This is a genomic window from Thermus oshimai DSM 12092, from assembly GCF_000373145.1.
Classification (GTDB): Bacteria; Deinococcota; Deinococci; order Deinococcales; family Thermaceae; genus Thermus; species Thermus oshimai.
The window spans coordinates 108043-126894 of the sequence record NZ_KB890614.1 but is presented as its reverse complement, the minus strand read 5'-3'; the positions used below and the strand labels follow the sequence as shown (position 1 = coordinate 126894).

At 70.4% G+C, this 18852-nt stretch carries 18 protein-coding genes and 1 tRNA gene; 8 read left to right on the top strand and 11 right to left on the bottom strand.

Annotation, left to right across the window (positions count from 1 at the left end):
* Positions 1 to 4 precede the first annotated feature (4 nt).
* The 4 genes from B043_RS0106280 to B043_RS0106265 are packed head-to-tail and all read left to right on the top strand — an operon-like array spanning position 5 to position 3713.
* Positions 5 to 1051 (top strand): S1C family serine protease, encoded by a 1047-nt coding sequence (locus tag B043_RS0106280; RefSeq protein WP_016329914.1) that lies wholly within the window; start codon positions 5 to 7, stop codon positions 1049 to 1051.
* A 3-nt stretch (positions 1052 to 1054) separates the two neighbouring features.
* Positions 1055 to 1648, top strand: coding sequence for a deoxynucleoside kinase (locus B043_RS0106275; RefSeq protein WP_016329915.1), 594 nt, complete (start codon positions 1055 to 1057; stop codon positions 1646 to 1648).
* 8 nt (positions 1649 to 1656) lie between these two features.
* The gene (locus B043_RS0106270; protein WP_018461338.1) at positions 1657 to 2256 is read left to right on the top strand and encodes a deoxynucleoside kinase; all 600 of its coding nucleotides are present in this window, start codon (positions 1657 to 1659) and stop codon (positions 2254 to 2256) included.
* Positions 2253 to 3713, top strand: a complete 1461-nt coding sequence (locus B043_RS0106265) for a Mur ligase family protein (RefSeq protein ID WP_018461337.1) — start codon at positions 2253 to 2255, stop codon at positions 3711 to 3713. The genes B043_RS0106270 and B043_RS0106265 overlap by 4 nt, the downstream gene beginning before the upstream one ends.
* On the opposite strand, the gene B043_RS0106260 is transcribed toward B043_RS0106265, so the two are convergent.
* From B043_RS0106260 to B043_RS0106245, 4 genes are read right to left on the bottom strand one after another with little or no spacing between them, the layout of a single operon-like run.
* The gene (locus tag B043_RS0106260) at positions 3675 to 4271 is read right to left on the bottom strand and encodes a TetR/AcrR family transcriptional regulator (RefSeq protein ID WP_026234156.1); all 597 of its coding nucleotides are present in this window, start codon (positions 4269 to 4271) and stop codon (positions 3675 to 3677) included. The two genes, B043_RS0106265 and B043_RS0106260, sit on opposite strands and share 39 nt — an antisense overlap.
* A gap of 25 nt (positions 4272 to 4296) precedes the next feature.
* Entirely contained in the window at positions 4297 to 4791 is a 495-nt protein-coding gene (locus B043_RS0106255) for a hypothetical protein (RefSeq protein WP_018461335.1), read from the bottom strand.
* A gap of 10 nt (positions 4792 to 4801) precedes the next feature.
* On the bottom strand, positions 4802 to 6520 hold the full coding sequence (locus tag B043_RS0106250; protein WP_018461334.1) for an FAD-dependent oxidoreductase: 1719 nt from the start codon (positions 6518 to 6520) through the stop codon (positions 4802 to 4804).
* Positions 6521 to 6527: 7 nt separating this feature from the next.
* Positions 6528 to 7382 carry an NAD(P)H-dependent flavin oxidoreductase gene (locus B043_RS0106245; protein ID WP_026234155.1) on the bottom strand — a complete coding sequence of 285 codons (855 nt, stop codon included), beginning with the start codon at positions 7380 to 7382 and terminating at the stop codon, positions 6528 to 6530.
* A 36-nt stretch (positions 7383 to 7418) separates the two neighbouring features.
* Between B043_RS0106245 and B043_RS0106240 the strand changes: the two genes are divergently transcribed.
* A complete protein-coding gene (locus B043_RS0106240) occupies positions 7419 to 8588 on the top strand; it encodes an MFS transporter (RefSeq protein WP_018461332.1) in 1170 nt (389 codons plus the stop codon).
* Here B043_RS0106240 and B043_RS0106235 read toward each other — a convergent pair.
* Genes B043_RS0106235 through B043_RS0106225 form a run of 3 tightly spaced genes read right to left on the bottom strand, consistent with a single transcriptional unit; the run spans position 8550 to position 11462 of the window.
* Positions 8550 to 9980 carry a glycosyltransferase family 2 protein gene (locus B043_RS0106235; RefSeq protein WP_018461331.1) on the bottom strand — a complete coding sequence of 477 codons (1431 nt, stop codon included), beginning with the start codon at positions 9978 to 9980 and terminating at the stop codon, positions 8550 to 8552. The two genes, B043_RS0106240 and B043_RS0106235, sit on opposite strands and share 39 nt — an antisense overlap.
* Positions 9968 to 11116 (bottom strand): HEAT repeat domain-containing protein, encoded by a 1149-nt coding sequence (locus B043_RS0106230; RefSeq protein ID WP_018461330.1) that lies wholly within the window; start codon positions 11114 to 11116, stop codon positions 9968 to 9970. Before B043_RS0106230 ends, B043_RS0106235 begins: the two co-directional genes overlap by 13 nt.
* The gene (locus B043_RS0106225; RefSeq protein WP_026234154.1) at positions 11100 to 11462 is read right to left on the bottom strand and encodes a response regulator transcription factor; all 363 of its coding nucleotides are present in this window, start codon (positions 11460 to 11462) and stop codon (positions 11100 to 11102) included. The genes B043_RS0106230 and B043_RS0106225 overlap by 17 nt, the downstream gene beginning before the upstream one ends.
* A gap of 57 nt (positions 11463 to 11519) precedes the next feature.
* On the opposite strand from B043_RS0106225, the gene B043_RS0106220 reads away from it, so the two are divergent.
* Positions 11520 to 13898, top strand: a complete 2379-nt coding sequence (locus B043_RS0106220) for a tetratricopeptide repeat protein (RefSeq protein ID WP_245538886.1) — start codon at positions 11520 to 11522, stop codon at positions 13896 to 13898.
* Here B043_RS0106220 and B043_RS0106215 read toward each other — a convergent pair.
* Both B043_RS0106215 and B043_RS0106210 read right to left on the bottom strand, forming a co-directional pair.
* The gene (locus B043_RS0106215) at positions 13870 to 16035 is read right to left on the bottom strand and encodes an ATP-binding protein (protein WP_018461327.1); all 2166 of its coding nucleotides are present in this window, start codon (positions 16033 to 16035) and stop codon (positions 13870 to 13872) included. The two genes, B043_RS0106220 and B043_RS0106215, sit on opposite strands and share 29 nt — an antisense overlap.
* A 45-nt stretch (positions 16036 to 16080) precedes the next feature.
* Positions 16081 to 16398 (bottom strand): cupin domain-containing protein, encoded by a 318-nt coding sequence (locus tag B043_RS0106210; protein WP_016329927.1) that lies wholly within the window; start codon positions 16396 to 16398, stop codon positions 16081 to 16083.
* Between the two features lie 55 nt (positions 16399 to 16453).
* Between B043_RS0106210 and B043_RS0106205 the strand changes: the two genes are divergently transcribed.
* Both B043_RS0106205 and B043_RS12325 read left to right on the top strand, forming a co-directional pair.
* Positions 16454 to 16530, top strand: a tRNA-Pro gene (locus tag B043_RS0106205).
* Between the two features lie 72 nt (positions 16531 to 16602).
* Positions 16603 to 17301: an MIP/aquaporin family protein gene (locus B043_RS12325; RefSeq protein ID WP_038036926.1), complete on the top strand. Its 699-nt coding sequence runs from the start codon at positions 16603 to 16605 to the stop codon at positions 17299 to 17301.
* Here B043_RS12325 and fba read toward each other — a convergent pair.
* Together fba and rpe are read right to left on the bottom strand one after the other, a co-directional pair.
* Positions 17276 to 18199: a class II fructose-1,6-bisphosphate aldolase gene (gene fba / locus B043_RS0106195; RefSeq protein WP_018461326.1), complete on the bottom strand. Its 924-nt coding sequence runs from the start codon at positions 18197 to 18199 to the stop codon at positions 17276 to 17278. The two genes, B043_RS12325 and fba, sit on opposite strands and share 26 nt — an antisense overlap.
* Positions 18180 to 18848: a ribulose-phosphate 3-epimerase gene (gene rpe / locus B043_RS0106190; RefSeq protein ID WP_018461325.1), complete on the bottom strand. Its 669-nt coding sequence runs from the start codon at positions 18846 to 18848 to the stop codon at positions 18180 to 18182. Before rpe ends, fba begins: the two co-directional genes overlap by 20 nt.
* Positions 18849 to 18852 lie beyond the last annotated feature (4 nt).

Here is an 18852-nt window from a genome sequence, read left to right as displayed (position 1 = left end):
CGCCGTGCGGTTCCTAAGCCTAACCTTCGCGCTTTTGCTCTTCGCCCTGGCCCAGCGCCTGGTAGCCCCCGAGGAGGTGGCGAGGAGCGGGGTCATCGGGAAAGCCCTGCCCGCGGTGGTGCGGGTCCAGGGCACCCCCCTCGCCCCGGGGGAGGAAGGGGTGGTGGGGACGGGGTTCTTCGTGAGCCCCATCCGGGTGGTGACCAACTACCACGTGGTCCGGGACCTCACCGACCTCACCGTGCGGCTTTCCGACGGGCGCACCTACCCCGCGGAGCGCTTCGCCGTGGACCCGGGGATCGACATCGCCCTCCTCACCGTGCGGGGGGTGCAGGCCCCCAGGGTCCTCACCCTCACCAAAACCCCCGCCCGCAGCCTGCCCCTGGGGATGGGGGTGGTGCTGGTGGGCTTCCCCTACGGGCAGGGGCCTTTGGCCTCCTACGGCATCCTCTCCGGGGTGGGGCCCTTGGAGGTGCCCACCCCCGACCCCAGCGTGGGGGCGGAGGTGGGGGAGTACCTCTTCACGGATGCCCCCCTCACGGTGGGGAACTCGGGAAGCCCCCTCCTGAGCCTCCAGGGGGAGGTCATCGGGGTGGTGGCGGACGTGATCGGGGGCCCCGCGGGGGTGGGGGGGATCGGGGTGGCCGTGCCGGGGGAGCTGGTGGCCCAGAGCATCCAGGACCTCGAGCGCTTCGGCATCCCCCAAAGGGGGTGGCTGGGGGCGAGCCTGGTCTCCCTGGACGAGCTTCCCCCGGTGCTCCTCAGGGCCGTGGGCCTCACCACCGTCCAGGGGGCCATGGTGGACAAGGTGGAGCCGGGCTCCCCCGCGGCCCGGGCCGGGCTTAGGGGGGCCCAGCGGGACGCCCAGGGGCGGCTTCTGGCCCTGGGGGACGTGATCCTGGCGGTGGAGGGCCAGGCGGTAAAGGACAAGGCCGACGTGGTGCGCCTCCTGGCCCGCCACCGCCCGGGGGACCGGGTGCGCCTGCAGCTTTGGCGGGAGGGCCGGAGGCTGGAGGTCACCCTCACCATGGTGGCCCGGCCCAGGAGGTGAGGGGTGTACCTGGCGGTGGAAGGCCCCATCGGGGTGGGCAAGACCACCCTGGCCAAGGCCCTGGCGGAGGCCCTGGGGTTAGAGCCCCTTCTGGAGGTGGTGGAGGAAAACCCCTTCCTGCCCCTCTTCTACCAGGACCGGGCCCGCTACGCCTTCAAGACCCAGGTCTTCTTCCTCCTCTCCCGCTACCGGCAGCTTTTGCCCCTGGCCCAGCGGCGGCTTTTCGGGGGGGTGGTGGCGGACTACCTCTTTGACAAGGACGCCCTCTTCGCCAGCCTCACCCTCGAGGGCCCCGAGTGGGACCTCTACCAGGACCTCTACCGGGAGCTCGCCCTAAGGCTCCCCCCGCCCGACCTCACCCTGTACCTGCGGGCCCCGGTGCCCGTCCTCCTGGAACGCATCGCCCGCCGGGGGCGGCCCTTTGAGCGGGGCATGGACCCCGGCTACCTGGAGGCCCTCCTCCAGGCCTACGACCGCCACTTCGCCCGCTACCCCCACCCCCTTCTGGTCCTGGAGGCGGAGGGGCTGGACTACCGGCCCGGGGGGAAGGACCTAGAGCGGGTGGTGGGGCTGGTGCGGGAGAGGCTTGCCCTCTAGGAGGCCCTATGTACCTGGCGGTGGCCGGAAACATCGGAAGCGGCAAGACCTCCCTCACCGCCCTTCTGGCGGAGGCCTTCGGCCTAAGGCCGGTCTACGAGGCGGTGAGCGAGAACCCCTATCTGGAGGACTTCTACCGGGACATGGGGCGGTACGCCTTCCACTCCCAGGTCTTCTTCCTGGCCCACCGCCTGCGCCAGCACCGAGAGGAGGTGCAGGAGGGGAAGGTGGTGCAGGACCGCACCGTCCACGAGGACGCCCTGGTCTTCGCCCAGCACCTCCACCGCCTGGGCCACCTCTCGGAGCGGGACTGGCGGACCTACCTGGAGCTCTACCGGAGCGTGGCCCCAACCCTCCGCCCCCCCGACCTCCTGGTCTACATCCGGGCGGGCCTCCCCACCCTGAAGCGCCGCATCGCCAAGCGGGGCCGCCCCTTTGAGAAGGCCCTATCCGAGGCCTACCTCCAGGGGCTAAACGCGCTGTACGAGGAGTTCGTGGCCTCCTGGCGGCTTTCGCCCGTGTACGTGGTGGAGGGGGACCGGGTGGACTTCGTGGAGGACGAAGCGGCCCAGAGGGCACTTCTGGAAGAGATCCGGAGGCGGCTATGACCCTAAAGGAGCTCTTCGCCCCCTTCGGCCTAGAGGCCCCGCCCCTCCCCGTGCGGGGGCTTACCCTGGACTCGAGGCGGGTGGAGGAAGGCTACGTCTTCGTGGCCGTCCCCGGGGTGCCCCTGCCCCACCGGAAGCCCCTGGACGGGCACGACTTCATAGAAGAGGCCCTCCGCCGGGGGGCCATCGCCGTGGTGGGGGAAAGGCCCCTCGCCCTCCCCGTCCCCTACCTCCGGGTGGAGGATGGCCGCAAGGCCCTGGCGGCGCTTTCCGCCCGCTTTCATGGCCACCCGGAGCGGGCCCTTCCCCTCCTCGGGGTCACGGGGTCCAAGGGGAAGAGCACCACCTCGGCCCTCCTCCACCACCTCCTGGAACGGGGGGGCATCCCTTCCGCCCTCCTCTCCACCGTGGGCCTCCGCCTGGGGGAAGAGGAGCGAGCCCCCATCGGGCACTTCACCACCCCCGAGGCCCCCGAGGTCTACGGCTTCCTGCGGGAGGCCCTGGACCGGGGGCTGAAGGCGGCCGTGCTGGAGGTCTCCAGCCACGCCCTGGCCTTGAAGCGGGTGGAGGGGCTTTCCTACCGGGTGGGGGTCTTCGTGAGCTTCTACCCCGACGACCACCTGGACCTCCACGGCACCCCGGAGGCCTACTTCCGGGCCAAGGCCCTTCTGGTGGAACGCTCGGAGCTCGCCGTGCTGAACGCCAGGCTCCCCCACCTGGAGGCCTTTAAAGCACGGCCCCACCTCCTCTTCGGCGAGGGGGGGGAGGTGCGGGGGGAGGGCCTAAAGGAGACGCCGGAGGGGCTTCGCTTCCGTCTGGAAACCCCTTGGGGCGGGGGGGAGGCCTTTTTGCCCCTCCTTGGGGCCTACAACCTGGAAAACGCCCTGGCGGCCTCCGCCGCCGCCCTCGCCTTCGGGGTGGGGCTTGGGGCAGTGCTGGAGGGGCTTTCCAGCTTCAAGGGGGTCAGGGGGCGGATGGAGGTGGTGCAAAGGGTGCCCTTCCGGGTGGTCATTGACTTCGCCCACACCGGGAAAAGCCTGGAGGAGGCCCTGAAAACCTTGCGCAAGACCACAAAGGGCCGCCTCCTCCTGGTGGTGGGGGCCGCGGGGGAAAGGGACCCGAACCGCCGGCGGGACATCGGGCGGGTGGCCGCTAGGTTTGCGGACAAGACCTTCTTCACCGAGGAGGACCACCGCACGGAGCCCCTGGAGGCCATCCTCGAGGCCCTGGCCCGCTCGGCCCGGGAGGAGGAGGGGGTCTTTGAGCTGGTGCCGGACCGCAAGGAGGCCATCTTCCGGGCCATCCGGGAGGCCCGGCCCGGGGACACGGTGCTCCTCGCGGGCAAGGGGCACGAAAGCACCCTGGAAAGGGGCCTCCTCGCCCTGCCTTGGGACGAGCGCAAGGTGGCCCTGGAGGCCCTAGGGGCGGACCAGGATGCCCTCGAGGCCGATCCTTAGGGAGCGCTCAATCTCCTGGTCCAGGTCCCGGTGGGGGGTGTAGGCGGCCCAGCGCAGGGCGGAGAGGAAGTAGAGGTCCGCCAGGGTGCGCCCCATGCGCTCCAAGGACATGTCCTGCCGCACCAGCCCCTTTTCCCTTAAGGGCTTTAACACCTCCGCCAAAAGATCCCCCAGGGGCAGGGCCTCAAAGGCGGCCTTGGCCCTTAGGGGGTCGGGGTTTAAGAGCTCGTAGAGGAGGGGGAGGAGGAGGTCTTTTTCCTGGCGGGTGGCCTCGCTCAGGCGGGCGAAGATGAGGCGGAGGAGGGCGAGGGGGTCCTCCCCCCCGGCCAGGCGCTTCCGCACCTCCTCCCTAAGGCCCGCAAGGAGGAGGCTCCCGTAGTCCAAAAGCACGGCCTCCTTATAGGGGAAGTAGTTGAAGAAGGTCCCCCGGGAAACGTGGGCCGCCTTGGCGATGTCCGTGGCGGTGGTCCCGTGAAAGCCCCGGGTGCGGAAAAGCTCCATGGCCGCGCGGAAGATCCGCTCCCGGCGGCGCTTCTTTTGGTGCTCCCGTACGCCCATGGGGAAAGTGTACTTGAGTTCAAACTTAAAGGGCAACCTCTTTCCCAACCCAGTCCGCCAAAGCGGAAAGGAGGGCAAGCCCGCCGGCGGTGCCGTAGACCTTCCCCGTGCGGGCGAAGGGCCCGGGCAGGAGGGCGTAGCCCCGGGCCTTTAGGGCCTCCCCCACCTCGCCCCCTGCGGCCACGGGGGAGGGCAGCCGCCCCGCCTCCGCCAGGAAGAGGTGGGCGTTGGATCCCAAAAAGACCGCCTCCAGCCCCTCCCAAAGGGCGGAGAGGAAGTCCAGGTAGGCGGGGTCCTGGGCCATGCGCTCGGGCCGCCTGGCCGCGGGGATGAGGAGGGCCGTAGGAGGGGGGGCCGCGGGGAAGGCGTAGGTGGGGGTCCAGACGGAGCCCGCCAGGGCCGGGGTCCCCTTCCGCCCCTTGGCCACGGTGTAGGCGGGAAGGCCGAGCCTGCGGGCGGCCTCGAGGAAAAGGGCGGCTTCCAGCTCGCTGAACTCCGGGAGGAGCAAGACGGCCAGCACCCTGCCGCCATTATGGCAGAAGCCGGAAGAGGAGGACCGCCGCCTCCCCGCGGGAGATGGGGCCCTCGGGGCCAGGGAGGGGGGGCTCGCCCAGGGCCCGGAGGAGGTGGTTGAGGAGGGCGCGCTCCAGGGGCTGATGCAGGGGGGCCCCCGCGTGGAGCTCCCGGGCCTTCAGGACCACCCTCAGGGGGTCCTCCAGCCCCCGGGCGCGGTAGTAGTGCTCGAGGTTCGCCAGGAAGTCCCCCAGGAGGATGGGGGCCCCCAGCCCCAAGCGCCCCTCCAGATGGTAGGGCCCGGCGAAGAGGCCCCGCCGGAGGAGGGCTATGGCCTCCTTGTACCCCCGCTTCCCCTCCTCCGAGGCCGGGGGCTTTTCCGCCGGGAAAAGCCGGGCCCCCCGGGCAAGAAGCCTCTCCTGGAGCTTGCGGATGGCCCCGGGGCTCTCGGCGAAGGCGGCGAAGTCGGGCAGGGGGGTGGGCTGGAGGCCGGTCCAGGGGCTCCGGCGGAGGAGGGCCGCGGCCACCCCCGCGGCCTCCCCCAGGGCCATCCCTAAGGGCACCACCCGGGCGGAGAAGGCGGCCACGCTGTCAAAGCCCGCGGCCTGGGAGACCACCAGGAGGTTTTTGAGGCCTTTGGGCACCAGAGAGCGGAAAGGGACCCCATAGGGCGCGGGGGTTCCCAAGAGGTAGGGGGTTTCCCCGGGGAAGTAGGCCTGGCCGTCCAGGGGGTAGCCCCCTAAGGCCACGGCGTCGGGGAAGGTCTTGCCCAAAAGGACCTCCTCGGCCCTCAGGCGGTACAGGGCCTGGAGGTGGCGGGTTTCCCGCAGGTAGAGGGCGAAGGCGGTGCCCGAGAGGCGGGCGGTGCCGAAGATCAGGGGGTCTTTCGCCTTAAGGTACTCCACCACCCGCTCGGCCTCCTTGGCCGCCCGGGCCCGGGCCTCCTCCACCGAAAGGGGGTCGGTGCCGTCCACCCCGAAGAGCAAGAGGGCGTTCACCAGAAGGCCCCCGTCCTCCTGGCGGGCCAGGTTCAGGCCCCGGAGGTGGAAGCGGGCGGGGTCGCTCGGGGCGTAGCCCCGCACCAGCTCGGCGAAGCCCCAGCCGCTCCGGCCCCAGGCCCCTGCCCCTGTGCGCCGCACCTGGCCTTCAAAGTTGAGGGCCAGGAAGACCGCCCCCCAGGGAACGCCCTCCAGGCGGAAGACCAGGGTGGCGGCCATCTGCCTCCGGTCCAGCCCCGTGTCCTCCCGCCCCAGGGTGAAGGCCGCCCCCGCACGGTAGGCCAGCTCGGCGGTGTCGCTGGCGTCGAGGAAGAGGGGGGCCTCGAGGCGGCCCGAAGGGGTCTTGAGGGCGAGAAGGCGCCCCTCCTCCACCTCCGCCTCCAGAAGGGGCTCTTGGAGGCGCACCTCCACCCCCGCCCCCTCGGCCATGGCCCTTAGGGCCCCTTCCGCGTCGGCCACGTCAAAGGAGGCCTCTCCCCCAAGGCGCTGGTAGAGCTTCCGGAAAAGCCCCCCCTGGAGGAGGCCCTCCTTGTCCCGCGCCAGGTCCCAGGTGGCCAGCCACCCCCGGGTGAGGACGCCCCCCAGCCGGTCCGAGGGCTCCAGGAGGAGGACCTTTAGGCCCTCCTCCGCCGCGGCCACGGCCGCCGTCACCCCTTGGGGGGTGCCGCCGTAGACCACCAGGTCGTACTGGGCCCAGGCCAGGCCCAGCCCCAGGAGAAGGGGAACCAGGCGCCGCATGGCGTCCTCAGGGCAGCCGGGCCTTGGCCCTTTCGTACTCCTCCACCAGCCGGGCCACCACCGCCTTGGCCGAGGGGATCTCCCGGATGAAGGCCACCCCGTGCCCGGCGGAGTACACCTCCTTCCAGGCCTTGCCCCCACCCTGGCGGAAGCGCTCCAGGGAGTCCCGGAGGAAGTTGGCGGGCACCCCGGTCACCTCGGGGGTGTAGACGATGTCCTCGGGCTGGGCGCGGAGGAGGGCCTCCTTGTACTCCAGGGGGGCCGCAGACTCCAAGGTGGCGATGAAGCGGGTGCCGATGTAGACCCCATCCCCCAGGGCCAGGGCCGCCAGGACCTGGGCCCCCGTGGCGATCCCCCCGGCGATGAGGACCGGCACCCCGAGCTCCTCCCGAAGCCAGGGCCCCAGGACGAAGGGGCTCACCGGCCCCGCGTGCCCCCCCGCCCCACAGGCCACGGCCACCAGGGCGTCGGCCCCGGCCTCCACCGCCTTTTTTCCGTGGCGGAGGCCCACCACGTCGCACCAGACCACGCCCCCGTAGCCCTTCACCGCCTCCACCACCCGGGTGGGGTCCCCCAGGGAGGTGACCACCAAGGGGACCTTCCGTTCCACCACGGCCTGTAGGTCCTCCTCGAGGCGGGGGTTGTCCTTCAGGATCAGGTTCACGCCGAACTTCAGCCCCTCGGGAAAGGCCTCCAGAAACTCCCGAAAGGCCTGGTGGGTGCGGAAGTTGAGGCTGGGGATGACCCCGATGGCCCCGGCCTCGGCCACCGCCTGGAGGAGGGGCGCGTTGGAAACCAGAAACATGGGGGCGGCCACGATGGGGTAGCGCAGGCCCAGCATCCGGGTGATGGCGGTCTCCATGGGGAAGATTTTACCGGGTTCAAGCATAATCGGGGGGTGGAGCCCCATCGGTCCCTCAGGATCTCCCTTTTGGAAGGCCTCCTGGCCATCCTCTTCATCCAGTTCAGCACGGGGGTCATCGCCACGGGCTACGCCCTGCACCTGGGGGCGGGCCCGGGGGCCCTGGCCGCCCTGGGGGCCCTCCCCTTCCTGGCCCAGCTCCTCGCCCCCTTGGCCCTCTTCCTCCGGGGAAGCCGGAAGGCCCTGGCCGTGCGCCTCAACCTCCTGGCCCGGGGGCTTTTCGCCCTGGCCCTTTTCCTCCCCTTGTGGCCGGGGGAAGGGCGGGTGGCGGCCTTTCTGGCCATCGCCGGGGCCAGCCAGCTCCTGGCGGCCCCCGTGGGGGTCTTGTGGCTCAGCTGGATGGCCGACCTGGTGCCCGAGGAACGGCGGGGGCGGTACTTCGGCCTGCGCAACGCCCTCATGGGCCTGGTGGGCACCCTGGGGAACCTGGCGGGGGGGTACCTGCTGGACGCCCTGGGGGGGCCAGGCTACCCCCTGGTCCTGGGGGTGGGGGTGGGGGCCGGCCTCCTTTCCGTGTGGCTCCTCACCCTCCAGCACGAGCCCAAAGCCCCGCCCCCCGAGGCCCCCTGGCCCCAGGTCCTGCGGGCGGTGCGGGATGCGGGCTTCCGGCGCTACCTCGTTCTGGTCCTCGGCTGGTTCGCCGCGGTGATGGTGGGGGGGCCCTACGTCATCCCCTACTTCCTCCAGTGGGGCGGGCTCTCTTTGGGCCAGGTGGGGCTTTGGACGGTGCTCTCCGCCCTCTCCGGCCTGGCCTTCGGGCCCTTATGGGGGCGGGCGGCGGACCGGCTTGGGCACGGCCGGGTCCTCCTCCTCACGGGAGGGGTGGCCGCGGTCATGCCCCTTTTCTGGCTTTGGGGCCGGCCCGGCTTCCCCTGGCCCATCTGGGCCTCGGCCCTCCTGGACGCCCTGGCCTGGAGCGGGCTCAACCCCGCCCTCACCAACCTGGCCCTGGGCAAAAGCCCCAAGGAAGCCCGGAACGGGTACCTGGCCCTGTTCTGGCTGGCCCTGGGGCTTGGGGGCCTTCTGGGAAGCCTCCTCGCGGGGGAGCTCGCCGCCCTCCACCTCGGCCCCACCCCCTACCACCTCCCCATCCTGGCCTCCATGGGCCTACGCCTTCTCATGCTCCTGGGCTTCCGGCGCCTCTAGGCCCTTGCGGCGCATCTCCCCCCACTCCCCCCGCTTCCTTAGGACCTGGAAGGTGGCGAGGAAGCGCTCGAGGGCGAGAAGCTGGCGGTAGCCCAGGCCCTCCAGGAGGGAAAGGAGGAGGAGGGCGAGCCGGTCCTTAAGGCGCGGGTAGCGCTTTAGGAGGAGGGCCTCCACCCCCACGGAAAGCTGGGAGAGGAGGACCCCATAGGCCAGGGCCAGGAGGAGGAAGAGGAGGGCAAAGGGGGGGTTGAGAAACCCCAAGAGGGCGTACACCGGGAGGAGGGCGTACCCCAGGACCTCCACCACCGGCCCCAGGGCCTCAAAGAAGAGGAAGTAAGGCAGGGCCACGAACCCCAGCCGGCCGTAGCGGGGGTTGAAGAGCATGGCCCGGTGGGCCAAAAGGACCTCCCAAAGCCCCCGGTGCCAGCGGTTCCGCTGCCGCCTCAAGGTGGCCCAGTCCGAGGGCACCTCGGTGTAGCAGATGGGGTCTGGGGTGTAGAGGACGCGGTAGTCCCGGCCCGCCTCCCGCGCCTTTCGGTGGAGCCGGACCACCAGCTCCATGTCCTCCCCCACGGTGTCCGTGCGGTACCCCCCCACCCTCAAGGCCTCCTCCCGCCGGAAGATGCCGAAGGCCCCGGAGATGATGAGGAGGGCGTCCATGGCGCTCCAGCCCGCCCGGCCCAGGAAGAAGGCCCGGGCGTACTCAATGATCTGCATTTTCTCCAGGAAACCCCGGGGCAGGCGGAGCTCCTCCACCACGCCCCCCCGCACCCGGGCCCCGTTCAGGGGGCGGATGGTCCCCCCCACCGCCAGGACCCGTTCGTCCTCCAAAAAGAGGCGGCTGGCCCGGAGGAGGGCCTCGGGGTCCAGGAGGCTGTCCGCGTCCACGGCGCAGAAGAGGGGGTAGCGGGCGAAGTTGAGCCCGGCGTTTAGGGCGTCGGCCTTGCCTCCGTTTTCCTTGTCCACCACCAGGAGGTTGGGGTGGGCCAAGGAGCGGTACACCGCGCGGATGGGCTTGGTGGGGAGGGCCCGGCGGTAGACCCAGTCCACCTCCACCAGGGCGAAGGCCTCCTTCAGGACCTCCAGGGTCCGGTCCTTGGGCCCGTCCGCCACCACGATGACCTCAAACTCGGGGTAGCGCAGGGCCAGGAAGGAGCGCACGGAGGCGGCGATGGTCTTCTCCTCGTTGTAGGTGGGCACCAGGATGGAGACGGGAAGGTAGGCCTCCCGCTCCAGGAGGTCTTTCAGGGAGAGCTCGGAAAGCTCCCGGGCGTAGCGGGCCACCATGTTGAGGCCAAAGAAGGTAAAGGTGGTGTAGAGGAAGTTGAGCACGGCGAAGTAGTAGAGGACGAAAACCTGGTAGGCGAAAAGAAACCACCCTAAGGCCTCCATGCCCCCTCCCGCAGGACCTGGGCGGCCATGGCCCGCCCGTAGGGGTCGGGGTGGGTCTTGGCCGCCTCTTCCAGCGCCTCCCCGCCCAAGGCCCTAAGCGCCTCCGCCGCCGCCCGGCGCACGTAGAAGGAAGGGTCCTTTAGGGCCTCCCAAAGGGCCCTTTGGGCGAGGGCTTGGGGCAGAAGGGGGAGGAGACGGACGGCCTGGAGGCGCAAGAACTCCTCCCCCGACCTAAGAAGCCCCAGCACCGCCCCCTCATACCCCAACGGGGGGTAGCCCAGGCGGTGAAGGGCCCTCATGGCCGCGGCCTGGAGCTCGGGGTCCTCCGCCTCCAGAAAAGGGAGAACCTTCTCCCCCAGGGCGTGGAGGCGGAGGCGGCCGATGGCCTCCAGGGCGGCCCAGGCCTCCTCCTTCCCCCCCCTTTCCAGGAGGAGGGCCGCCGCCGGCTCTGCCCGTTCCTCCAGAAGGAGGAGGGCCTCCAAGAGCGCGCCCCGGGGGAGGCCCGCGGAAAGGAGGGCCTCCCCCAGGCGCAGGACCCCTTCCCCCTGGGCGGTCCTGGCCCCGGCCCGGGCCGCGGCCAGGCGGAGGATGGGGTCGGGGTGGTGCAGGTAGGGCAGGATGGCCTCCAGGGTCTCGGGGAGGCGGGCCAGGCCCAGGGCCTCCAGGGCCTCGAGGCGCTCGTAGCGGCCGGGCCAGCGCATCTTGAGCTTTGGAACCCAAGGGGGGCGGGCTTGGCGGAGCCAGTCCGCCACCCTTTCCCCCATCTCCCCCTTCAAGGTCTCCCGGAGGTGAAGGAGGGCCTCCAAGGCGGCGGGGGGCCAGGGCGGGGGCGGGGGATCCCCCCCGGTAAAGAGGGCCTCGGTGAAGAGGTCCAGAAAGCGGCGGTAGGCCTCGCTGTCCTGAGCCTCCTTTTGAATCGTGTAGACGTGGTAGACAAGGATGTAAGCGGAAAGGACCAAAAGGACCAGCCCGGTGAGGAAAAAGGCCTGAAGGAGGGCGTTCCAAGCCGAAGGCGCCCCGCTTAGGCGAAAGAGCTGGGCGGAAAAGGCCAGCACCAAGACCGCCAGGGCGTAGGCCTCCAGGGCCACCACCAGGAAGACCAAAAGGGCGTAGAGGCGTTCACCCTTGCGCCACATACCGCTCCAGACGGAGGAGAAGCTCATTGGGGCTAAAGGGCTTGGCGAGGTAGTCCTGGGCCCCTAGGCGCAAGGCCTCCAGAAGGGTCTTCTCCTGCTTGAGCCCGGAGAGGACAAAAACCGGGGTCCTCCGGCCCAGCTCCTGCCGCAGGTGGCGGAGGAGGTCCAGGCCAAAGCCCCCGGGGAGGTTCAGATCCAAGACGATGGCGTCCCAGGCCTGGTCCAGGGCCTTCTTGGCCAAGGGGAAGTCGGAAACCAGATGAACCTCATGCCCCGCCCGCTTGAGGGCGATCTCCAGCACCCGGGCCACCACGGGGTCGTCCTCCACCACCAGCACCTTCGCCACGTGTGGTATTATCCCATCGCGCTGTGAATGCGGTGTAAAAGCCTCGTTCTCGTATGGGTGGCCGGAGCTCTCGCTTGGGGGGCGCCAAGCCCCTTGGAGGGGGGGTGGGCGGCCTACCGGGCCGGCGACCTCGAGGGGGCGCTCGCACAGGCGGCCCCTCTGCTCCAAGGGTATGACCCCCCTGCGGAGGCCCTCCTCCTTGCGGGGTTCGCCCATTACCGCCTAGGGGAGATGGAAGAGGCCCTTTTCGCCTTCAGCCGCCTGGTGGGCACCCTCCAGGGTGGGGGGGAGGCGGCCTATGGCCTGGGCCTCGTCCTAAGGGCCCTGGGGGATCTGGAGGGGGCCCGGGCCGCCTTGGACTACGCCTTTAGGCTGGGCTACGCCCCCGCGGAGGAGATCCTAAGGGGCCTCCCTCCACCTCCACCTCCCTCGCCCAAGCGGCGCCTGCACCCCCTTGGGGTCCCCTTCCGGGCGGAAAGGGGGCGCTTTTGGGTGGAGGACAGGCCCCTTCTGGTGCGGGGGGTCAACCTGGGGGTGGCCCTGCCCGGGCGCTTTCCCGCGGAGTTTCCTGAGGAGGAAGCCCTCTACCGGGCCTGGCTGGAGCTCCTTTGGGCCATGGGGGCCAACGCGGTGCGGGTCTACACCCTCCTGCCCCCAGCCTTCTACCGGGCCCTCCACGGCCTCAACCGCACCCGTCCAAGGCCCCTTTACCTCTTCCAGGGGGTCTGGACGGAACTGCCCGAGGAGCTGGGCTACCCCTCCTACGAGGGGGCCTTTCTGGAGGAGTTCCTCCTTGAGGGGCGGGACGTGTTGGATGCCCTCCACGGCAACCTCCTGCGCCCCAAACGCCCAGGGCACGCGGGAGGGGCCTACACGGCGGACGTCTCCCCTTGGACGCTTGGCCTCCTCGTGGGCCGGGAGTTTGAACCCTTCTCCGTGGCCCGCTACAACCAGGCCCATCCGGGGCGGGTCTACCGGGGGCGTTTTCTGGAGGCCGCGCCGGAGGCCAACCCCTTTGAGGCCTGGATGGCCGAGGTTCTGGACCGCCTCCTCGTCTACGAGGCCGAGGCCTACGGCACCGTGCGGCCCATGGGTTTCAACAACTGGCCCACCCTGGACCCCCTCCACCACCCCACGGAGAGCACCGCAGAGGAAGAAAGGGCCCTCCGCCGGGCCCGGGGGGAACGGGTGGAGGGGGTGCCCCTGCGGGCGTACAACGAGGATGAGGTGAGCCTGGACGCCCGCAACATCCGCCCCCTTCCGGGAAGCCCGGCCACGGTCTTCGCCAACTACCACGCCTACCCCTACTACCCCGACTTCCTGAACCTGGACCCGGGCTACGGCCAGGCGGTGGGGCCTTTCGGGCGGTCCAACTACTTCGGCTACCTCCTGGACCTCAAGCGCCACCACGGGGAGCAGCCTGTCCTCATCGGGGAGTACGGAGTGCCGAGCAGCCGGGGCCTCGCGCACTTCCAGCCCCAGGGGTTCCACCACGGGGGCCATTCCGAGGAGGATCAGGCGGAGCGGAACCTCAGGCTCTGGCGAGAAATCGAGGCCGCGGGGCTCGCTGGAGGGCTCCTTTTCAGCTTCCTGGACGAGTGGTTCAAACGGAACTGGCTTTTCCAGGAGTGGGAGGACCGGGAGCGGGACCCTCTTTGGCACAACCTCCTGGACCCCGAGGAGAACTACGGCCTCCTGGCGGCCACTGCCCCTCGAGGCCCCAGGCTGGACGGAAGGGGGGAAGAGTGGGAAGAGGTTCCCTTCCTCCTCAGGGGGGAAAGGGCCTTCCTCAAGGCCCGGACCGACCCCGAGTACCTATGGCTCCTCTACGGGGGCCCCCTGCCCCTCCGGCTCCACCTGGACACCGCCCCGGGCGGGGCGGAGGTGGCGCCGGGCTTCGGAGCGGAGTTCGTCCTGGAGGTGGGGGCGGAAGGGGGGCGGCTCCTGGTGGAGGCGGGCTACTACCCCTTCCGGGAGGTGCGCACCGGGGGGGAGGGGACGGAGGCCCTCACCTTTCTCGGCCCCACCCGGCCCGGCGGGGGCCCCTTCGTGCCCTTCCTCCTGGAGCCCAACCGGCGGCGCACGGGGCGGGACGGAACGGACTACCCCCGGCAGGTCTACGAGCTGGGGGCCTTAAAGAGGGGACGGGACCCCGAAGGGGCCCGGGACCCCACCGCGGACTACGCCCTGGGGGAGTTCCTGGAGCTCCGCCTGCCCTGGGGGATGCTCCTCCTCACGGACCCCTCGAGGCCCAGGGCCTGGTACGCCCCCGAGCCCCTCCCCATCCCCGGCCTGGGCTTACGGGTGGAGGGGCTCGGGGAGGCCCAGTTCGCCTGGAAAGGGTGGGAAACCCCCTCCTTCGCCCTGAGGCTCAAGCCGGCCTACTTCCGCTTCCGGGAGGCCTGGGCTAGGGAAGGCGCTCCAGGAAGGCCCTGACCTCGGGGTCGGGGTTCAGCCGGAGCTCCTCCAAGAGAAGCCTCCGGACCTCCTCCGCCTTTCCCCTCTCCAGAAGGGCCTTGGCCAGGGTGAAGCGGGCCAGGGGGTAGTCGGGCTTCAGGGCCAGGACCTGGCGGGCGAGCAGCTCCGCCTCCCCCGCCCGGCCCAGGGCCAGGAGGACCTCCGCCAGGCCCCAGCGGGCGTCCAGGTTGCCGGGGTCCTGGAGGAGGACCTGGCGGTAGCTCTCCTCCGCCTCCCCGTACCGCCCCATGTGGTAGAGGAGGCGGGCGTAGCGCACCCGGATGTCGGGGGCGTCCAGAAGGGCGAGGGCCCTTTCGTAAAGGGGCTTGGCCTCCCCGTGGCGGCCCTGGAGGTAAAGGGCGAAGGCCAGCTCCCCCAGGGCCTCCGCGTCGTCGGGGAAGACGGCCACCGCCCGCCTCAAGAAGGTCTCGGCCCCCCCAGGGTCCTGCGGTAGGCGCTTTTTCCCCTCGTAAAAGCTAAACCGCTCCCGGAAGGAAACGGGGTCCGAGGGGTAGCCCTCGAGGCCCACCTCGTCCCAGGCGAAGGCCCGCACCTGGCTCACCCGGTCCGCCTGGGGGCGGTAGGTGAAGGCCGCCCCCTGCACCTTGGCGGAAAGGAGGATCCGGTCCCCGCTCCCCACCTCCACCCGGAAGCCCTTGGCCCCTTCAGGGCCCAGGAGGCGGAAGACCACCTCCCCCTCCGCCCCGGGCACAGGGCGCACCAGGGGCGCGGGGAGGAGCTTCCGCCTCACCCCCTGGCCCAGAAGGGCCCCCTCCCCTTGCGGCAAGGGCTCCTTCCCCAAGGCCACCCGCCCGCGGTAGAGGGAGACCCGCCCCTCCCCTTCCCGGTAAAGGCGGAGGTGGGTGCCCGTGGGCCTGACCTCCCCCTCGGGGGTGGAGAGGGTGAGGGGCACGGGGGCCTCGCGCACCGCCTCCACCCCCCCGGCCTCCAGGGCCACCCGTACCCTTTCCCCCCCGCCCCAGAGGCTCCTCCAGCGCCGGGCCTCCCCCCGGGCTTCGGGGCTGAAGGCGAGCTCCAGCCCCCCAAGGCGCACCACCTCCCCCGCGGGGACCTCCCCGAAGGCCCGGGAGCCCAGGGGAGCCGGGTAGATGGGAAACCGGGCCAGGGCGAGAAGGGCCAGGGCCAGGAGGAGAAGCCGCCCCACGGGGGCCCTGCGGCCGGGCTTGGGCCGGGGAAGGAGGAGGAGAAAGGTGGAGCCCCGCCCCAAACGGCTTTTCAGGCGCACCTCCCCCCCATGGGCCTCCAGGACCCGCTTCACCAAGGCGAGCCCGAGCCCCGTCCCCTCCGCCTCCCCCCGGGTGGAGGCCCGGTAGAAGGGCTCAAAGACCTTGGCCTGCTCCTCTTCGGGGATGCCGGGGCCGGTGTCGGAAACCGCAACCCCGTACCGGTCCACCCCCTTGAGGAGCCGGACCAGGACCCGGCCCCCCTCTGGGGTGTACTTCACCGCGTTGTTGAGGACGTTCAAAAAGGCCTGGTAGAGCCAGTCCCGGTCCCCATACACCCAGGCCTCCTCCCGGGGAAGGCGCACCTCCAGGCGCACCCCCTTCCTGCGGGCCAAGGGCCTGAGCTCCTCCACCCCCTGGAGGAGGAGCTCTTTCAGGTCCACCCGCTCGCTCCTCAGGCGCACCCCCTCCCCTAGGCGCAGGTAGTCCTGGGCCTTCTCCAGGAGGATGCGGATGCGTTCTGCAGAACGGCGGGCGATCTCCAGGAGTTCCTTGAGCTCGGGGGTAAGGGCGGGGTCCTCGAGGGCCAGCTCCAGCGCCCCAAGAACGCTCATGAGGGGGTTTTTCACCTCGTGGAGGAGGAGCCGAAAAAGCCGCCCCGTCTCCCCCTGGGCCTTAAGGAGGGCAAGCTCCCGCTCCCTTAAGCGCCAGACCTCCAAGAAGGCCTTGAAGGAAAGGATCAGGGCCTCCCGCAGTTCGGGCCTGGGGGGCGGGCCCTCCCAGTAAAGGGCCGCCTCCCCCTCCTCCCAAAGCTTCTCCCCCCTTAAGGGCCCCTCGGGCAGGACCTCTCCCCGGAAGGCCACCCGCACGGGGTAGCGGCGGAGAAGCTCGGAGAGAAAAGCGAGGTCGGTAGGGGGCGCGGCCTGCGGCACTTCCCCTTTAGCTTAGCCGGGGGCTGTGCAAACGGGATGAAAGCCCTAGGGCCGGGGGGCCATGACCACCAGGAGGAGGGCGGGGCTTGCGGACTCGTTCCGCACCCCGTGGGGCTCCCCCGCCCGGGCCAGGGCGGCCATCCCGGGGGCCAGGAGGGCCTCTTCCTCTCCAATGCGCACCACCACCTCCCCCTCCAGGACGTAGTAGGCCTTGTCCGAGCCCTCATGGGCGTGGACCTTCTGGGCCTGCCCGGGAAGGAGGGCGTAGAGGTCATAGAACATGCGCTCGGACTGGAAAACGGGAATCTTGGCCAGCTTCTCCGGGTCAAAGCGGGCCAGGCGCTTCAGGTCGGCGATCTCCATAGCCCAAGTCTACTTGACGAAGGGCCGGGGGCAGGCTAGACTAGGCTTTGCGCGCCGGGGAGTAGCGCAGCCTGGTAGCGCACACGCTTGGGGTGCGTGTGGTCGTCGGTTCAAATCCGGCCTCCCCGACCAAAGGCCCCCCGCCTCTTGGCGGGGGGCTTCACCATGACCCTGCCCTGACCCTTGCCTGCCTAAAATGACCCCATGGGTTCCAAAGAACGGGAAGCCCTGGGGGAGGCCTTGGGCACGTTCCTCCTGGTCCTCCTCACCGTGGGGAGCGCCGCCAACGCCACCCTTTCCCCACGGCTCGGACCCCAGGCCTTCGGCTACGACGCCCTGGCCCTGGGCTCGGGGCTGGGGGTGCTGGTGGGGGTACTCTGCGCGAGGCCCCTTTCCCAGGCCCACCTTAACCCCGCGGTCACCCTGGCCCTGGCCCTGAGGGGGCTTTTCCCTTGGGGCAAGGTGTTCCCCTATCTTCTGGGCCAGTTCCTGGGGGGGGTTTTTAGGGGCCCTAGGGGCCTACTTGGCCTACCGGGAGGGCCTCCTCCTCCAGGGGATGCCCAACGTCTTCTCCACCGGCCCCAGCCTGCTCCCTGGCGGCGGGGCCTACCCCTGGAAGGAAGCCTTGGCACCTTCACCCTCATGGCGGTGGTCCTTCAGGCCCGCCCGGCCCACCTCCTACCCCTTTGGCTAGGCCTCACCGTGGCCGGGGTGGGGTACGGGCTGGGAGGGCCTGGGGGCTTCGCCCTCAACCCCGCCCGGGACCTAAGCCCCAGGCTCCTAGCCTCCCTCCTGGGGGCGGAAGGGGCCGCTTCCCCTTACGCCCTGGTGCCCCTCTTCGGTCCCCTCCTCGGGGCGGGCCTGGCCGCCTTCCTCCTCAGGCCCGGCCCACGGTCCCCATGAGCTCAAACTTCTCCCGGATGACCATCTTGAGGTAGTCCCGCCCCTTGCCGATGATCTTCCGGGGGTCGAACTCCTTGGGGTTCTGCGTGACCACCTCCCGGATGCCCAGGGTCATGGCCAGGCGCAGGTCGGTGTCAATGTTGATCTTGGCAATGCCGTTGGGGATGGCCTTCCGGATGTCCTCGTCGTGGATGCCCGTGGCCTCCTTGAGCTCGGCCCCCGTGGCCAGGAGCTTCTCCTTGAGCCAGGTGGGCACCCCGCTGGCCCCGTGGAGGACCAGGGGGATGGAGACCCGGTTGGCGATCTCCTCCAGGCGCTTGTGGTCAATGTAGGGCCGGCCCTTCCCCTTGTAGGCCCCGTGGCTGGTGCCGATGGCGATGGCCAGGTAGTCAATCCCCGTTTCCGCCACAAAGCGCTCCGCCTCCTCGGGGTCGGTGAGGAAGGCCTCCGCCTCGGAAACTTGGATGTTGTCCTCTATACCCTGGAGGCGGCCGAGCTCTGCCTCCACGCTCACCCCCACCGCGTGGGCCGCCTCCACCACCTTCTTGGTCTCGGCCACGTTCTCGTGGAAGGGGTGGTGGCTGGCGTCGATCATCACGCTGGTGAAGCCCGCCCGCAGGGCCTGCATGACCATTTTGAAGTCCGCCCCGTGGTCCAGGTGCAAGACCACGGGCACCCGGACGCGGCTTGCCATGTCCTTCACCAGGTTGGCCAGGTTGTCCATGCCCGCGTACTTGCGGGCCCCGTCGGAAACCTGAATGAAGACCGGGGCCCTAAGCTCCTCGGCCACCTCCAGGATGGCCTGGGTGATCTCCAGGTTGTTGGTGTTGAAGCTGGGGACCGCGTAGCCTTCCCGCCGAGCCTTGTCCAGCACTTCCTTACCGACCACCAAGGGCATAGAGAACCTCCTTTAGCGCCTTAAGGTTTTCCGCCACCGGCCTATCGTTGAAAAGCGCGCTCCCCGCCACCGCCACGTCGGCCCCTGCCCGGTAGACCTCGGCCACGGTGGACAGGTTCACCCCCCCGTCCACCTCTATGAGGCACCTGGGGTTGAGGGCGTCCCGCATGGCCTTGAGCCGGCGGAGCCTCTCGGTGGAGCGGGGGATGTACTTCTGCCCTCCAAACCCCGGGTTCACGCTCATGAGGAGGGCCAGGTCCAGCTCGGGGAGAAGGGGTTCAAAGGCCTCCAGGGGCGTGGCCGGGTTGATGGCCAGCCCCGCCTTCTTCCCCAGCTCCTTGATCTTCTGGACCGCCCGGTGGGCGTGGGGGGTGGCCTCGTAGTGGACGGTGATGAGGTCGGCCCCCGCCCGGGCGAAGTCCTCGAGGTAGCGCTCCGGGCTCACGATCATGAGGTGGACATCCAGGGGCAGGGCGGTCACCCGGCGCACCGCCTCCACCAGGAGGGGGCCGAAGGTGAGGTTGGGGACGAAGACCCCGTCCATCACGTCCAGGTGGATCCAGTCCACCCCCGCCGCCTCCGCCTCCCCGATGGCCTCGGCCAGCCGGGAAAGGTCCGCCGTGAGGATGGAGGGCGCGAACTTCAGCATCCTT

Excerpts from the sequence above, each read along its gene's own strand:
- B043_RS0106235 (WP_018461331.1), bottom strand. The coding sequence starts at position 9,980 with ATGGAGGCCTTAGGGTGGTTTCTTTTCGCCTACCAGGTTTTCGTCCTC.
- fba (WP_018461326.1), bottom strand. The coding sequence starts at position 18,199 with ATGCCCTTGGTGGTCGGTAAGGAAGTGCTGGACAAGGCTCGGCGGGAA.
- B043_RS0106245 (WP_026234155.1), bottom strand. The coding sequence starts at position 7,382 with ATGGAGACCGCCATCACCCGGATGCTGGGCCTGCGCTACCCCATCGTG.
- B043_RS0106270 (WP_018461338.1), top strand. The coding sequence starts at position 1,657 with ATGTACCTGGCGGTGGCCGGAAACATCGGAAGCGGCAAGACCTCCCTC.
- rpe (WP_018461325.1), bottom strand. The coding sequence starts at position 18,848 with ATGCTGAAGTTCGCGCCCTCCATCCTCACGGCGGACCTTTCCCGGCTG.
- B043_RS0106210 (WP_016329927.1), bottom strand. The coding sequence starts at position 16,398 with ATGGAGATCGCCGACCTGAAGCGCCTGGCCCGCTTTGACCCGGAGAAG.
- B043_RS12325 (WP_038036926.1), top strand. The coding sequence starts at position 16,603 with ATGGGTTCCAAAGAACGGGAAGCCCTGGGGGAGGCCTTGGGCACGTTC.
- B043_RS0106230 (WP_018461330.1), bottom strand. The coding sequence starts at position 11,116 with ATGTGGCGCAAGGGTGAACGCCTCTACGCCCTTTTGGTCTTCCTGGTG.
- B043_RS0106250 (WP_018461334.1), bottom strand. The coding sequence starts at position 6,520 with ATGCGGCGCCTGGTTCCCCTTCTCCTGGGGCTGGGCCTGGCCTGGGCC.
- B043_RS0106265 (WP_018461337.1), top strand. The coding sequence starts at position 2,253 with ATGACCCTAAAGGAGCTCTTCGCCCCCTTCGGCCTAGAGGCCCCGCCC.
- B043_RS0106260 (WP_026234156.1), bottom strand. The coding sequence starts at position 4,271 with ATGGGCGTACGGGAGCACCAAAAGAAGCGCCGCCGGGAGCGGATCTTC.